At 62.9% G+C, this 14,740-nt stretch carries 10 protein-coding genes and 2 pseudogenes; 3 read left to right on the top strand and 9 right to left on the bottom strand.

What is annotated here, in order from left to right:
* Positions 1-32: 32 nt before the first annotated feature.
* Positions 33-1,598 carry a multicopper oxidase domain-containing protein gene (locus QFZ94_RS40070; RefSeq protein ID WP_368581524.1) on the bottom strand — a complete coding sequence of 522 codons (1,566 nt, stop codon included), beginning with the start codon at positions 1,596-1,598 and terminating at the stop codon, positions 33-35.
* A 346-nt stretch (positions 1,599-1,944) separates the two neighbouring features.
* On the opposite strand from QFZ94_RS40070, the pseudogene QFZ94_RS40065 reads away from it, so the two are divergent.
* Positions 1,945-2,016, top strand: a pseudogene (locus QFZ94_RS40065) (IS6 family transposase); the annotation flags it as partial.
* Here the strand turns inward: QFZ94_RS40065 and QFZ94_RS40060 are convergent.
* From QFZ94_RS40060 to QFZ94_RS40035, 6 genes and pseudogenes are all read right to left on the bottom strand, one after another.
* Positions 1,998-2,444, bottom strand: a pseudogene (locus tag QFZ94_RS40060) (IS6 family transposase); the annotation flags it as partial. The pseudogenes QFZ94_RS40065 and QFZ94_RS40060 sit on opposite strands and share 19 nt — an antisense overlap.
* 148 nt (positions 2,445-2,592) lie before the next feature.
* A complete protein-coding gene (gene hydA / locus QFZ94_RS40055; protein ID WP_429463494.1) occupies positions 2,593-4,050 on the bottom strand; it encodes a dihydropyrimidinase in 1,458 nt (485 codons plus the stop codon).
* Between the two features lie 42 nt (positions 4,051-4,092).
* A complete protein-coding gene (locus tag QFZ94_RS40050; RefSeq protein ID WP_429463492.1) occupies positions 4,093-5,595 on the bottom strand; it encodes an NCS1 family nucleobase:cation symporter-1 in 1,503 nt (500 codons plus the stop codon).
* A 54-nt stretch (positions 5,596-5,649) separates the two neighbouring features.
* Positions 5,650-6,930 (bottom strand): NAD-dependent dihydropyrimidine dehydrogenase subunit PreA, encoded by a 1,281-nt coding sequence (preA, locus tag QFZ94_RS40045; protein WP_410848424.1) that lies wholly within the window; start codon positions 6,928-6,930, stop codon positions 5,650-5,652.
* A gap of 48 nt (positions 6,931-6,978) precedes the next feature.
* Entirely contained in the window at positions 6,979-8,364 is a 1,386-nt protein-coding gene (locus QFZ94_RS40040; protein WP_429463489.1) for an NAD(P)-dependent oxidoreductase, read from the bottom strand.
* A gap of 125 nt (positions 8,365-8,489) precedes the next feature.
* The gene (locus QFZ94_RS40035; protein ID WP_429463487.1) at positions 8,490-9,755 is read right to left on the bottom strand and encodes a Zn-dependent hydrolase; all 1,266 of its coding nucleotides are present in this window, start codon (positions 9,753-9,755) and stop codon (positions 8,490-8,492) included.
* 348 nt (positions 9,756-10,103) lie between these two features.
* Here QFZ94_RS40035 and QFZ94_RS40030 point away from each other — a divergent pair, with 348 nt between their 5' ends.
* A complete protein-coding gene (locus QFZ94_RS40030) occupies positions 10,104-10,823 on the top strand; it encodes a TetR/AcrR family transcriptional regulator (RefSeq protein WP_368581518.1) in 720 nt (239 codons plus the stop codon).
* A gap of 321 nt (positions 10,824-11,144) precedes the next feature.
* Here QFZ94_RS40030 and QFZ94_RS40025 read toward each other — a convergent pair whose 3' ends face one another.
* Positions 11,145-12,089 carry a LysR family transcriptional regulator gene (locus tag QFZ94_RS40025; RefSeq protein ID WP_429463485.1) on the bottom strand — a complete coding sequence of 315 codons (945 nt, stop codon included), beginning with the start codon at positions 12,087-12,089 and terminating at the stop codon, positions 11,145-11,147.
* A gap of 153 nt (positions 12,090-12,242) precedes the next feature.
* Between QFZ94_RS40025 and QFZ94_RS40020 the strand changes: the two genes are divergently transcribed.
* Complete coding sequence (locus QFZ94_RS40020) at positions 12,243-13,307, top strand: Ldh family oxidoreductase (protein WP_429463483.1); 1,065 nt, start codon at positions 12,243-12,245, stop codon at positions 13,305-13,307.
* A 48-nt stretch (positions 13,308-13,355) separates the two neighbouring features.
* On the opposite strand, the gene QFZ94_RS40015 is transcribed toward QFZ94_RS40020, so the two are convergent.
* The gene (locus tag QFZ94_RS40015; protein WP_429463481.1) at positions 13,356-14,708 is read right to left on the bottom strand and encodes an MFS transporter; all 1,353 of its coding nucleotides are present in this window, start codon (positions 14,706-14,708) and stop codon (positions 13,356-13,358) included.
* Positions 14,709-14,740 lie beyond the last annotated feature (32 nt).

The raw sequence follows: 14,740 nt of genomic DNA, 5'->3' as shown, positions 1-14,740 counted from the left end.
TTGCGTTGACGAAAATAGCCACGGTATTTCTCCTAGGAGCAGGACTTCGTGGTCGGGTCCACCGAGTGGCAGATATGGACCTCGGTCATTAACCCGCCGAAGTTCTCGGCGTCGTTGGACAGGTGATCGAGGTTCGGCGTGTACAGGTAATAGACCGAGCCCGGCGCGTACTTGGTCGTATCGCTCGCGTCGAGAATCACGTCGACCGACTCGCCGCCGCCCAGGGTGACCGAGTTGGTGTTGTAGGTCATGTCGTTGCCAGCCAGGTCGCGCAGCAGCCGCGCATTCATGCCGATCACGTGCATCGGAATACCCAGCGAAGCGAGCGTCTGGAACTCCGTGACGTCGAGGTCAGAGATTCTGAGCAGCGCACGGCCGCCGGCCGGAATGTTGACCAGTGCGGGCAGCGGTTGCGAATAGTGCTTCGTTCCGTCCGCCACCGGAGTCTGCATCGGCCCCGGCGTCACCGTGTCCGGATAGCTGCGGCCGTTCAACATGAAATGCTTGTCCTTCATGTCGACAAATGGCTCAGGATTGAACGTCATGCCGATGAAGTGGAAGTTCGGATCAAAGCCGTGGATCTGGATCGGATACTCGACGTCGTAAGCAGTCGAACCGTCGCCATCGTTGTAGGCGTAAAGCGTCGGCGTGCCGCTCTTGTTATTCACGTGCATCACGCTGTTTTGCGGCGGCAGCGGCGTCGAACACAGAATGTCGCTGCCGCATGCCGTGCGCGGATCGGTCTGCTGCGTCTGCAGCGAGGCGTAGAGCGTCCCCGTCTTGACGCGGTTCTGCCTGGGCCGCACGTAGATCTGCCCGACCATCCCCATCTGCAAATGCTCAGGCGGCGTGATGTGGCAGTGCCAGAAGTAAGTGCCGGCATCCGGCGCGAGGTAGTAGTACGTAAAGCTCGCACCGATGTTGATCGCCACCGACGCATCCGGCACCCCGTCGTAGAACGCGGACGCGTTCGGATAGCCGTGAAAGTGCACCGTGTGCTGCTCGAACAGGTCGGGGCGCATGATCATCCCGACGTTGGTGAGTGTCAGGAAGAACTCGTCGTCCTCGTCGATGGCCATGGTCGGCGCGGGAATGTTGCCGTTCATCACGCCGATGTCCATGATCGGCCGCGGGTCGACGTGACCCGTCAACTGACCGGGTGGCACTGATTCCGGGTCGGGCACGAGGCCGACCGCGCCGTTGTAGTTCGGATTGGTTTTCGCATCGCCCTGGACGTTGAACACCGAGGCGAACTCGGTGCCGGGCAGTCCGTTGCGAATGTCGGCAAGACCGGACAGCGGGCCGAACGAGAACATATAGGTTTGCGTGCCGTCGCCCATCGTCGCGTATCCATCGCCGCCTGAGATCTGCTGGCACTTGATAGCGCCGTTGATCTTATTCGTCGGCGTAATAGCATGATTGATCAACGTCTCGGACGGGCCGGTGTAGGCCGGTTCGCCCGCACCGGCCGGCAATGCGGTCGGATGGAGCGTCGTCGTCGTTGGACATTGCACGCGGAACGACTGCGCAAATGATGGCAACGCGAATAGCAGCAGCAGCGCTGCAAAACCGTTCCGGCAGATTGGAATGCTGAACATATGACCTCCGTTCAGTGGGCAGCCAGCGCGAACCGCGCTGGAGGTCATGCTCTACGTTGGGGCACTCACTGGGTACCGTCGACCTGAACCCGTAGATGAATTCTGCAGATGCGTGCAGGCGTCCGGGATGGGTCAACCCCCTACACTTGCGGTAGGGGCGAACCCTGCGGGGGTGGGAGGTGTTTGCTGCGAACGGGATCTTCTAGCCGCCATGAGCCGCGTGCTCATAAGGGCAAGCGGCGCTCGCGATGCCAGGTGGATATCTACGTGCGCAATCACACACCCGGTATCCGATCAGGTTGACGCTTGACCGCGCTGCACGCTAGATTTGAACGTTTAAGCGCCGAAAGCGGCGCACCGCAAGCCGCGTAGCACGTGGCACCTCGATGAAATGTTCGTCACACTGCGTGGCGAACCGTGCGAGGCCGCATAGCCGTCAAGCGTGATGGTCTTTGGTGGCTGGCCTTGATGTTTGATCGCCTTCCTGAAAAAGGCTTGTGCCGCCTCCACGTCGCGCTTTGCACGGAGCATGAAGTCAACCGTCAGGCCAGCCCGATCAACCGCTCGATAAAGGTAAACCCACTTACCACGAATCTTCAGGTAGGTCTCATCGACACGCCACGACTGGCCAGCGGGCCTGCCAAAGCGGTTCCACCGTTTGACGAACTCCGGCGCAAAGCGCCGCACCCAGCGCAGGATCGTCGTGTGCGCCAGAGCCACGCCCCGTTCCGCCATCATTTCGACCAGATCTCGCAGGCTAAGCTTGTAGCGCAGGTGCCAGCGAACACACAGAATGATCACATCGCGGTCAAAGTGGCGGCCGGCGAACAGTTCGTCCAGCCCCATCAGCTTGCTGATCGTCGGTTCTCAATTCGTTCAGCCCGACACCTTAACCGATTCGCCCCCGCGCTATTTGCGCCAGAGCCGGCATTACACCAATCCTGCCGCGCCGAGCGCTGGACCTTCCCTGCTGTGCCTCAAGGCGTCGCCGCTTTTATTGTGGTGCGTCACCCTCGCGATGCACGGGCTGCGTCTCTTTCAGGCTCCTCGCGAGGCGCGACGCCTGCACATAGCCGGGATTCGCGGGACGCTTCAGGTAACGTCCGGCGCCTCGCCGCGCCCGCAGGTCGCCGTCCAGCCAGACGAGTTCGCCTTGCGAGACGGTGTGGGTCGGCACGCCGCGCACCGTCATGCCCTCGAACACGTTGAAGTCCACGTTCTGATGATGCGTTTTGACCGAGATGGTGCGCGTGGCCTCGGGATCCCATACGACGATATCGGCGTCGGCACCGACGGCCACCGTGCCCTTGCGCGGGTAGAGGTTGAAGATTTGCGCGGCATTGGTGGAGGTGACGCGCACGAACTCGTTCGGCGTGAGCCGGCCGGTGTTCACGCCTTGATCCCACAACACCGCCATGCGATCCTCAACGCCGCCGCAACCGTTCGGGATCCTCGTGAAATCATGGCGGCCCATGGCTTTCTGCGAAGCGCAGAACACGCAATGGTCAGTCGCGGTGGTGTGCAGCAGCCCGCCCTGAAGTCCGCGCCAGAGCGCGTCGCGATGCTCCTGCGTACGGAACGGGGGGCTCATCACGTGGGCGGCGGCGCGCGTCCAGTCCGGGTCGCGATAAACGGCCTGATCGATCACCAGATGCCCCGCGAGCACTTCGCCGAATACGCGCTGACCTTCGCTGCGCGCGCGCGTGATCGCCTCGAGCGCGTCTTTCGCCGACACATGCACGATGTACACCGGCACACCCAATACCTGGGCGATGCGGATCGCGCGATTCGCTGCCTCGCCTTCGACTTCAGGCGGCCGCGACAGCGGGTGCGCCTCCGGACCCGTGAAGCCGCGCGCCAGCAACTGACGTTGCAATTGAAATACGAGCTCGCCGTTTTCCGCATGCACGGTGGGCAGCGCGCCCAGTTCGAGCGAGCGGGCAAAACTGTTCACGAGGATCTCGTCGTCCGCCATGATCGCGTTCTTGTAGGCCATGAAGTGCTTGAAGCTCGACACGCCATGCTCGTTCACGAGCAGCCCCATGTCGCGATGCACGCTTTCATCCCACCACGTCACCGCCACGTGAAAGCCATAGTCGGCAGCGGCTTTTTCGGCCCAGCCGCGCCACTCGCGAAAGGCATCCATCAGCGCCTGCTTCGGGTTGGGAATCACGAAGTCGATGATGGATGTCGTGCCGCCCGCAAGCCCCGCCGCCGTGCCCGTGTAGAAGTCGTCGCTGGCGGTCGTGCCCATGAAGGGCAGTTCCATATGCGTGTGCGGATCGATGCCGCCAGGCATCACATATTGACCGCCGGCGTCGACCACGGTCGCGCCCGCGGGCGCGTCGAGGTTTTCACCGACGCTCTGGATAACGCCGTTTTCGCAGAGCACGTCCGCACGCCAACTCTTGTCTGCATTGACGACGGTGCCGCCTCGAATCAGGATCGCCATGATGCCAAGTCTCCTTCAGTTGAACATTGACGCTTGAAACGCTCACGCGCTCGCCACGCTCGGGCGCCGGCTCCGGCCGACTTTCATCATCACGCCGTAGACGAGCGCCGCAATCGCGAGCCCCACGAACCACGCATAGGTATAAATGCTTTTGAACGCGTCGGGCACCGAGGCAAACACATTCGGGAACGCGACATTCAGAAAGCCCGGCAGGTTCGGCAGCACCCCGGCGATCAGCGCGATCACGGCCGCCGGGTTCCAGCCGTTCGAGTACGCGTATTCGCCGTTTTCCTCGAAGAGCTGGGTCGTATCGAGGCGTGTGCTGCGAACCAGAAAGTAGTCGACCATCAGGATGCCGGCCACCGGCCCAAGCAGCGCCGAATAGCCGACCAGCCAAGTGAAGATGTAGCCCTGCGTGGTCGCGAGGATCTTCCACGGCATCATCGCGATGGCGATGGCCGCGGTGATGAGCCCGCCCGTCTTGTACGAAATGCCCTTGGGCCACAGGCTCGAAAAATCGTAGGCTGGGCCGACGAGGTTCGCGGCAAGATTGCAGCACATCGTGTCGAGCGTGAGGATCACGAGCGCGATGCCCACGCCGACGCCCTCCATGCGACTCGTGAGGTCGATCGGGTCCCAGATCGCCCTGCCGTAAATCACGACCGTTGCCGACGTCACGACCACGGAGACCACCGAGAGCAATGCCATCGGAATGGGCAGGCCGATCGCCTGGCCCACGAACTGGTCCTTTTGCGTTTTTGCGAAGCGCGTGAAGTCGGGAATGTTGAGCGCGAGCGTGGCCCAGAAACCCACCATGGCCGTGAGGCTCGGCCAGAACGTCGCCCAGAACAGGCCCGCCTTCTTGCCGCCGGCAACGAACTGCGACGATTGCGACAGCATCGAGCCCACTCCGCCTGCCCTCGAACAGGCCCACCACACGAGCACTGCGCACATCACCACCTTGATGGGCGCGGACCAGCTTTCGAGCCAGCGGATCGAATCGGTGCCGTGCAGGATGAAGTACAGCTGCAGCACCCAGAAGATGAGAAAGCAACTGGCCTGCCCGATCGAAATGCCAAGAAACGGCATTGCGTTGCCCACCAGCGCGTTGTGCGTGAGGATGTTGGCGAGCGTATAGATGGCGCTGCCGCCCAGCCATGATTGAATGCCGTACCAGCCGCACGCCACGATGGCGCGCAGCATGGCGGGCAGCTTCGCGCCCTGGGTGCCGAACGATGCTCGCACCAGCACCGCATAAGGAATGCCGTACTTGGTACCCGCATGACCGATCAGCAGCATCGGCACGAGCACGATCAGATTGCCGAGCAGCACGGTGAGCACCGCCTGCCAGGGCGACATGCCCTGCTCGGTGAGGCCGGCGGCGAGCATGTACGAGGCGATGTTCATCACCATGCCCACCCATAGTGCCGCGAAGTGATACCAGCGCCATGTGCGCTGCGCGACGCCGGTGGGCGCGAGGTCATCGTTGTATAGATCGCTTTCGGCGCGGCGCGCAGTGGCGTCGACGGCTAAGGGCTGGCTCATGAAGTGGGTTCTCCGTCGCTTGTCGTGGGTTCGGCTCGGTCCGGCTTCAACGTGTCAGGCGGCTTTCGGGTCGGCGACACGCGCCGGGTTGTTCGGGTGCGTGGTCCAGTTCTCGTAGCGCTCGCCCGAATCGACGCGCTCCATCGTGATGCATTGATCGACCGGGCAAACATGCATGCATAGATTGCACCCGACGCAGTTCGCATCGACCACCTCGAAGTGGCGCTGGCCATCGCGGATGGCGGTGATCGCCTGATGCGAGGTGTCTTCGCAGGCGATGTGGCAGAGCCCACACTGGATGCAGCGGTCCTGATCGATGCGTGCCTTGATGTCGTAGTTGAGGTTCAGGTATTGCCAGTCGGTGACGTTCGGCACGGCGCGGCCGCGAATCGTGTCGAGGCTGGCGTAGCCCTTGTCGTCCATCCAGTTGGACAGGCCGTCGATCATGTCGCCGACGATGCGGAAGCCGTAGTGCATCGCGGCGGTGCAAACCTGCACGCTGCCCGCTCCCAGCACGATGAATTCCGCGGCGTCGCGCCAGTCGGAAATGCCGCCGATGCCGGAGATCGGCAAGCCATGCGTTTGCGGGTCGCGCGCAATCTCCGCGACCATGTGCAGCGCAATCGGCTTCGCGGCGGGACCGCAATACCCGCCATGCGTGCCCTTGCCGTCCACAGTGGGCAGCGGCGCCATCACGTCGAGATCGACGCCTACGATCGAGTTGATCGTGTTGATCAGCGAGACGCCGTCCGCCCCGCCCTTCATCGCCGCGCGCGCGCCCTGACGAATGTCGGTGACGTTCGGCGTGAGCTTCACGAGGCAAGGCAGGCGCGTGCCTTCTTTCACCCAGCGGGTGACCATTTCGATGTACTCGGGCACCTGTCCGACCGCTGCGCCCATGCCGCGCTCGCTCATGCCGTGCGGACAGCCGAAGTTGAGTTCCACCGCGTCCGCGCCGGTCGCTTCCACCTGCGGCAGGATCCACTTCCAGTCATGCTCGTTGCACGGCACCATCAGCGAGACGATCAGCGCGCGGTCGGGCCAGTCCCGCTTCACCTGCGCGATCTCTTTGAGGTTCACGTCGAGCGGCCGGTCGGTGATCAGCTCGATGTTGTTCAGGCCTGCGATGCGCTGGCCGCGCCAGGTGGTCGCACCGTAGCGCGAACTCACGTTCACGACGTGCGGGTCGAGCCCGAGCGTCTTCCAGACCACGCCGCCCCAACCCGCCTCGAACGCGCGGTTGACGTTGTAGGCCTTGTCGGTGGGCGGCGCGGAAGCGAGCCAGAACGGGTTCGGCGATTGAATGCCGGCAATCGTGCAGCGCAAGTCGGCCATGATGCGACTCCTTCGTTTTAGCTTGATTCAATGTAGCTTTCGCGCGGCTCAGGCGGCTCTCGCAGACAGGTTCGCAAGGAAGCGGTCGATCGCGTGCGCGGCGAGCTTGCCGTCCTGCACGGCCTGAACGGTCAGATCGGTTCCGGCGTGGCCGGCACAGTCGCCGCCTGCGAAAACGCCCGTGAGCGAGGTGGCGCCGTTCGCGTCCACTGCGATGCGCCCGGCTCCGTCGGTCAGTTGCAGCCCATCAAGGCCTGCGGGTAAGAGCTTCTGGCCAATGGCCTTCAGCACCATGTCGGCCTCCACGCGCACGATCTCCCCATTGCCGCGCAACGCGCCGGCCATATCGAGCTCGGTGCGCTCGAATTCCACGGCCTGCACCTGCGTGTCGCCGACGATTCGCAGCGGCTTCATCCATTCGGCCACGGCCACACCCTGGCTACGCGCGAACTCCAGTTCGGCCCAGGTGGCGCTCATCTGCGCTGCGCCGCGACGATAGGCGAGCGTCACCCGCTCCGCGCCCAGCTTGCGGCTTTGCACGGCGGCGTCGATTGCCGTGTTGCCGCCTCCGAGCACCACCACCTTGCGGCCGACGGGCACGCTGGCTAGATCGTCGGCCGTGCGAACGCTTGCGATGAAATCCACCGCATCGAGCACGCCGTCGAGCATTTCGCCTTCGACGGACAGCGTGTGCGTGCCGCCGAGTCCCACGCCGATGAACACCGCGTCGTACGCTGCGCGTAGTTCCTCTAGCGTCATGTCATGCCCCAGCCGCTGGCCCTGGCGCAGTTCTATCCCGCCGATTGAAAGCAGCCACCGCACCTCGCGCTGTGCGTAATCATCGACGGTCTTGTACGCCGCGATGCCGTACTCGTTCAGACCGCCCGGATGCTTGCCCGCATCGAAGACGCTCACGCGATGCCCGGCCAGCGCGAGCGTGTGCGCGCAGGCAAGACCCGCGGGACCCGCGCCGACCACCGCGACCTGACGGCACGTGTCGCTCGCGCGCTTGAAGAGCGCAGGCGCACCGGCGGCTTCGCGCGCCATCTGGAAGTCGGTGGCATGACGTTGCAGCGCGCCGATCCGAACCGGCTCGCCATCCTGATGATTTCTCACGCAGGCGCCTTCGCAGAGAATTTCGGTGGGGCACACTCGCGCGCACATGCCGCCCAGCGGGTTCGCGCTCAGAATGTCGCGCGCCGCCCCCCTCAGATTGCCGTTGCCGATCTTGCGGATGAAGCCGGGAATGTCGATGCCCGTGGGGCACGCGTTTACGCAGGGTGCGTCGTAACAGTAATGACAGCGGTCGGCCGCGATCACGGCCGCGTTCGCGGAAAGCGGCGGCGCGACGTCGGCAAAATTGCAGCCGAGCTGCTCGGCGCTGAGACGGCCTGCGGCGATGCCGTCGGCGGCATTCGAGGTGGTCTGGGACATCCGGGTGCTCCTTGCGAGGCAAAACACGGGTCCGCCGGCCGTGCGCGTGATGCGCGCGGCCGGTACAGGGGAATCGTTGGAAAGACAGCGCGGCGCTGAGACCGCTAGCGTTCAATCGTCGTGCGTCAGCCGGGTTCGCTCGCGCGTTCGAGCATCGCGTGCAGCAACACGTTCGCGCCGGCTTCGATCCATTCGATCGTCGCGTCCTCGACTTCGTTGTGGCTAATGCCGTCGATGCACGGCACGAACACCATCGAGGTCGGCGCGACCGTCGCGAGATAGCACGCGTCGTGACCTGCACCCGACACGATGTCCCGATTCGAATAGCCGAAGCGCTCGGCCGCCGCGCGCACGGACTTCACACACGCCTCGTCGAACGGCACGGGCGCGTAGTAGAAAATCTGCTCCACTTCGGCTTCCAGCTTGCCCTGTTGCGCGATCTTCGCGATGCCTTCGCGCAGTTCGGCGTCCATCTGCGCGAGCACTTCGTCCTGCGGATGGCGAAAGTCGATGGTGAAGAACACGCGGCCGGGAATCACGTTGCGCGAGTTCGGATGCACCTGCATCATGCCAACTGTCGCGCACGCGAGCGTCGCGTGATGCAGGCCGATTTCATTGACGAGCTGCACCACACGCGAGGCGCCCAGCAACGCGTCGCGGCGGCGCGGCATGGGCGTAGGCCCCGCGTGCGCCTCCTGCCCCGTGAGCACGACTTCGTACCAGCGCTGGCCTTGCGCGTCGGTGACCACGCCTATCGTTTTGTTTTCGGCCTCGAGTATTGGCCCTTGTTCGATGTGCAGCTCGAACGCAGCGTGAATCTTGCGACCGCCGCACGGCACTGCGCCCGCATAGCCGATCCGCTGCAATTCCTCGCCGATGGTCTTGCCGTCGACGTCCTTGCGCGAAAGCCCGTACTCGAGCGTGAACACGCCGGCAAATACGCCGGAGGCGACCATCGCCGGCGCGAAGCGCGAGCCCTCTTCGTTGGTCCAGATCACCGTTTCAACAGGCCGCTCGGTTTCGATGCCGTAATCGTTCAGCGAGCGAATCACCTCGAGCCCGCCGAGCACACCATAGATACCGTCGAAGCGGCCGCCCGTCGGCTGGGAGTCGGCGTGCGAGCCGGTCATCACGGGCGGCAGGTCGTTGTCACGCCCCGCGCGGCGCATGAACACGTTGCCCATCTGGTCGACACTCACCGTGCAGTTCGCCTCTTTCGCCCATTGCACGATGAGATCGCGGCCCTGCTTGTCGAGGTCGGTCAGCGCGAGACGGCACACGCCGACCTTGGGGGTCGCGCCAATCTTCGCCATCGCCATCAGGCTGTCCCACAAGCGCTGGCCGTTCACGTGGATCGCGGTCGTCAGCGCGGCTTCGCTTACTGCGTTCATACGTGTCCTCCTGTCCGTGTTCGTCAAACGTGCCTGCACGCCACCGTTTGGGGCGCGAAGAGCCATCGCGGTGCACGCCTGGATAGCACTATGCGGCTCCTGAAATCCCGCCCTTCGAATCCTGTCCGATTGGACAGGTTTTAGACGATAAACTTCGCTAATTCAATGCGGAGTTACGAGCGAGAACCGTGCCATCGATGCTGCAGTGCGCGAAAAGCACGCGGACGTCCGACTTGCGCGCTTCTGCCGACGCAGGTGAATACGCGACGCACTTGCATCGTGGCTACAATGAAGCCGGCACGCGCGCGGCCGACGCGCTTCTCATTTCTTTCGAATGGACCGAACACTATGCGCAACGACGAACCCACCGCGCGACCCGTGCCCTTCGGGACGCGTGGCACGGCGCTGGCGCAGCCAACCGCTGACGCAACGCATAGGCCCGGCCGGCGCAAAGCCGCGATTCGCGCGTCGAATGAATCTCACCTGCTCGCATGTGCCGAAGCCGTGTTCGCCGAACGCGGTTTCGAAGGCGCGAGCACGGCGCTGATCGCCGAGCGCGCGGGCTTGCCGAAGGCCAATCTGCACTACTATTTCCCGACCAAACTCGCGCTCTACTGGCGCGTACTCGACGATGTTTTCGAGGAATGGAACGCGGCCGCCAACGTGTTCGATGCAAGCGACGATCCGGTCGAGGCGATAGGCGGCTACGTACGCGCCAAGATGGCCCTGTCACGGCGCCGCCCGCTCGGCTCGAAGGTGTGGGCCAACGAAATCATCAGCGGTGCGGCGCATATGCAGGAGATCCTGCTCGAACGCGTGAAGCCGTGGATGGACACACGTGTGAAGCTGATCGAGCGATGGATTGCCAAAGGCTTGCTCGCGCCCGTCGATCCGCCGACCCTACTGTTCATGATCTGGGCAACCACTCAGCACTATGCCGATTTCGAGGCACAGATATGCGCGCTCTCGGGCAAGCGCGCGCTAGCGACGAAGCGCTTCGAGGCGACTACGGAAGAAGTGGTGAGCATGATCCTGCGAGCGAGTGGAGCGCGATCGCCGGCCGAATGACGATGCGGATTCAACCGTTCGTGCCGTCCGCGAATCGTGGCACCCGTCGATTGAACAACGGTCGTTGGATCGATTAATGAGCGCGCCCATCTGATACGTGACGAAGGTGGGTTCAGATGGCAACCGGTACGCCGAAAACCGATGCAGCGGTCCACCTCGCCGACTTCGCGAGCGTGAGGCCGAACTGCGTCGTACACCAGGCAGCTAGATGCTGAGACCGTGACACCCGAGGTTTACCAGCAAGCACATGAAGATAATGCCGACACTGTGCCTGGTTACGCAATTGGGAAACGTACTCTCACGACCGTCACGTTGACCAACCTAGCATTGCGCGGCTATTGCGAAGAGGATGGCAACGAATTCGTTCACCGCTTGCGAAGCAGCTTCGTCTTTTCGTGTAATGACGCTGTAGTTCGACATTGTCCGCCGTATCGGCACGTCCAGATAACCTAGAAGGCCATGCTTGACGTACCTGTCCATCGCTGCCTTTGGTTGAAGGGAGATCATGTCGGTGGCCTGCAGCAACTCTAGCGTCGAAAAAATCGAGGGGGTTTCCACGATGCCCACAGGCGCGACCATGGCAGCCGCCGCGAACGTCTCTTCGAACAGCTGCCGCATGGCTGTGCCTTGCGGATACAAGATCCACGGCCACTCGCCCAGGTCGGCGATCCCGATGCGCCGCTGCTTTAGCAACGGATGATGCTGCCCGACGACCACACGCGCCGGCTCCGCCAATAAATCGACCACATTGAAAAGCGCTTCATGTCGTGGCTCTGTCGGGCGCCCAATCATCACATCTAGTCGCCTTTCCTCAAGCCATGTCGCGAGTTGATCGCTACTTTGCTCGACCAGCTTGATGACGAGTCTCGGGCGTCGGCGCTGGATCTCCTTGATGGCGGTGGTGACGAGTTGTGCGGCGGAAGCCGGAATGAAGCCGACCGTGAGATGACCATAGCCGCCATTCTTCAATGTCGCGAACTCGCTCGAAAACTTGCCCAGAGCGGACAGCGTCGTGCTCGCATAGCGCACGGACAGCGTACCGAGATCGGTCGGCCGCATTTCGCGCGGTAGCCGGTCGAACAGCGACGCACCAAACATCGCCTCCAGGTCGCTCAGGATCTTCGTGGCGGCCGGCTGCGTGACGTGCATCTGCTCAGCCGCGATACGGAGGTTGCGGCTACGCCCGAGCAGTTCAAGCAACTGGAGATGCCTGAAGCGCAGCTTTGTCAGCAGTTGGGTAACGGAGAGGGTGCAATCTTGCGGCATAGGGTAAACACAGACAAACTCATAACCAGATGGAATTGATTTTACTCAATTCGCAATTGGACGCTTATCAAAAGCTCAAACGACAATCCGAAGCGCGTCGGGCATTTCCGACCCGGCAATCTTCGAACAATCACCCTCACTGACCCAATCACGATGAATACATCAGTCCGCTACTCCGCCGATGAACTGCAAGACTTCGCACAGCGTCTGCTGGTCAGGGTCGGAATGGAGGACGTCAAAGCGCGCACAGTCGCTCGTACGCTCGTAGACGGTGACTTGATGGGACATGACACGCACGGCCTTGCGTTGCTGCCCGCATATATCCGTGAGATCGAAAACGCGACGATGACCTGCTACGGCGAGCCCGAGGTCGTTTCAGACCGGGGCGGCAGCGTGTTGTGGGACGGTCGGCGTCTTCCGGGCCCGTGGCTGGTTGTCAATGGCATCGAAACGCTGGCGCCGCGGGCGAGGAAGTATGGCAGCGCGACGTTGGTGATTCGGCGAAGCCACCACATCGCATGCCTTGCCAGTTATCTGGAGAACGCCACTGCCGAAGGATTCATGATCTTGCTCAGCAGTTCCGACCCGGCGGTGCAAAGCGTGGCCCCTCACGGCGGCACGCGGTCCGTATTTACACCTAATCCGATCGCGGCGGGCATTCCAACCTCGGGCACGCCGTTTCTGATCGATATCTCCTCGTCGACCGTGACGAACGGCATGACCGCGCGCCAACATAAAGCGGGACAACTCTTCGAGGAAGCATGCTTTCTCGATGCGGACGGGCAGCCCAGCCGAGATCCCGGCGTGCTCTCCGCTGAGCCCCCGGGATCCATCTTACCGATTGGCGGCATGACGTGGGGGCATAAGGGCTTCGGGCTGGCGTTGTTGATCGAGGCGCTGACGGGAGGCCTGGCAGGCCACGGTCGAGCCGATCCTGCCGATGGATGGGGCGCCACCGTGTTTCTGTCGCTATACGATCCGGCGGCTTTTGGCGGTCTCGGAGCGTTCGCGCGGCAGATGGACTGGCTCGGCGATGCATGCAGAGATAATCCGCCGCGCCCCGGAACGGCAGGTGTGCGGATGCCGGGAGATCGCGGACTCAGCCTCAAGCGCGAGCAACTGCGCGACGGAGTGGCACTGCACCCGACGATCGCCCCGGCGCTTGAGGCCTGCGCGCAGCGCTATGAAATCCGGCTTCCTGCCGCACTACCTGACTGATTAGAGCGAGAGCCCCAGACCCTCGCCCGCGGTAGCGTCGTTTTGCCGTTACACATCACGGGTAAGCGCGGCCGGCGGTATTGGGCCGCGTACGAGTAGCCAATAGCCGATCACCGCGACAGCGGCAACACCCGCCCCTACGAACAGCGCGGGCTGGAACGAGTGTGTTTGCTGCACGATGAAGCCCGTGACCACCGGTGCCAGCGCGCCCCCGAAGTAGCCCCCGAAATTCTGCATGGCGCCGATGGACGCGGTGCAATTGGCGGGCGCAGCAACGGACGCCGTCGCCCAGGCCGCACTGCTAGAGACATACAGCAGCAACATCGAGATCGAGATGAACACGACCGCCAGCGTTGCGCTGTGCGTGAGACCGGTCAGTGCCGTGAACACGGCGACACCGACAAGCGAGGCCGCCATTGGGTACTTCCGGCTGTTGATTGCCGATACCCCTCGCCGCGCGAGCACATCGCAAATCTTTCCGCCAGAGAGACTGCCCACCACGCCAAAGAGATAGGGAACCGCAGCCACCCATCCCGACTTCGCAATAGTCAGGTGAAGTTCCATTTGCAGATACGTCGGCAACCACGCGTTGTAAAGCCATAAGACGTAGATCGTGCCGAAGAATCCAAGCAGCATGCCCCACGTGGTGCCGAAGTCGAACAGACGGCGCCACTCGCGCCATGTCGGACGGCTCTGGGCTTCCCCATCGACGTCGGATAGATGCGCGCGCTCCCGCGGCGTCAAGTCGACGTGATGCGGGTCGCGATGCACGAGGAAAAAACACAGTGCAACGAGGAGGCCCGCGATTCCCATGATGCCGAACATCCATCGCCATCCCACGGTCAACATTAAGACCGTCAGCAAAGGCGCCGATATTGCAGTGCCAAGCGTCGACGAACTGTTCCAGATGCCGGTCGCGGCGCCGCGCTCTTTTTTGCCGAACCAGTCGCGAACGACTTTGGCCGCCGTTGGAAACTGCGGTGCCTCCCCTATTCCCAGCACCATGCGAGCGGTGAAGAACTGGCCGAAGCTGTTCACGACGCCGCCGAACGCTTGCGCCACCGACCATGTCGCCAGGCTGACGGTTAACATGACGCGCGCGCCGAAGCGATCGACCAGCGCGCCCGCTGGCAGTTGCGCAAACGCATAAGCCCAGAGAAACGCCGAAAGCAGCAGGCCCATTTCCGCGACCGAGAGTCCAAGATCGTGCCGGATCAGCGGGTTCGCGATGGACAGCGTTGCGCGATCGATATAGTTGATGACCCCGCTCAGGAGGAGCAAAACAAGCGCGGTACGCTGAATTCGCCGCACCCTTGGCGAAGCCTGGTCGTTGGAAGCGATGTTCTGAGCGCCACTAGCGCCCGACTCCGGCACACGCGGCGCCGTAGAGGATTGCTCCATAAGGTAAGTCTCCTGGATGTTTTGTTCTATCG

It is taken from the genome of Paraburkholderia sp. JPY465, assembly GCF_050436725.1.
In the GTDB taxonomy this organism is placed as follows: Bacteria; Pseudomonadota; Gammaproteobacteria; order Burkholderiales; family Burkholderiaceae; genus Paraburkholderia; species Paraburkholderia youngii.
This window is presented reverse-complemented; position numbering and strand designations above follow the sequence as displayed.

What these genes read in the sequence shown, in the direction of transcription:
- QFZ94_RS40020 (WP_429463483.1), top strand. Translation starts at nt 12,243, where the DNA reads ATGAATACATCAGTCCGCTACTCCGCCGATGAACTGCAAGACTTCGCA.
- QFZ94_RS40070 (WP_368581524.1), bottom strand. Translation starts at nt 1,598, where the DNA reads ATGTTCAGCATTCCAATCTGCCGGAACGGTTTTGCAGCGCTGCTGCTG.
- hydA (WP_429463494.1), bottom strand. Translation starts at nt 4,050, where the DNA reads ATGGCGATCCTGATTCGAGGCGGCACCGTCGTCAATGCAGACAAGAGT.
- QFZ94_RS40040 (WP_429463489.1), bottom strand. Translation starts at nt 8,364, where the DNA reads ATGTCCCAGACCACCTCGAATGCCGCCGACGGCATCGCCGCAGGCCGT.
- preA (WP_410848424.1), bottom strand. Translation starts at nt 6,930, where the DNA reads ATGGCCGACTTGCGCTGCACGATTGCCGGCATTCAATCGCCGAACCCG.
- QFZ94_RS40030 (WP_368581518.1), top strand. Translation starts at nt 10,104, where the DNA reads ATGCGCAACGACGAACCCACCGCGCGACCCGTGCCCTTCGGGACGCGT.
- QFZ94_RS40015 (WP_429463481.1), bottom strand. Translation starts at nt 14,708, where the DNA reads ATGGAGCAATCCTCTACGGCGCCGCGTGTGCCGGAGTCGGGCGCTAGT.
- QFZ94_RS40050 (WP_429463492.1), bottom strand. Translation starts at nt 5,595, where the DNA reads ATGAGCCAGCCCTTAGCCGTCGACGCCACTGCGCGCCGCGCCGAAAGC.
- QFZ94_RS40035 (WP_429463487.1), bottom strand. Translation starts at nt 9,755, where the DNA reads ATGAACGCAGTAAGCGAAGCCGCGCTGACGACCGCGATCCACGTGAAC.
- QFZ94_RS40025 (WP_429463485.1), bottom strand. Translation starts at nt 12,089, where the DNA reads ATGCCGCAAGATTGCACCCTCTCCGTTACCCAACTGCTGACAAAGCTG.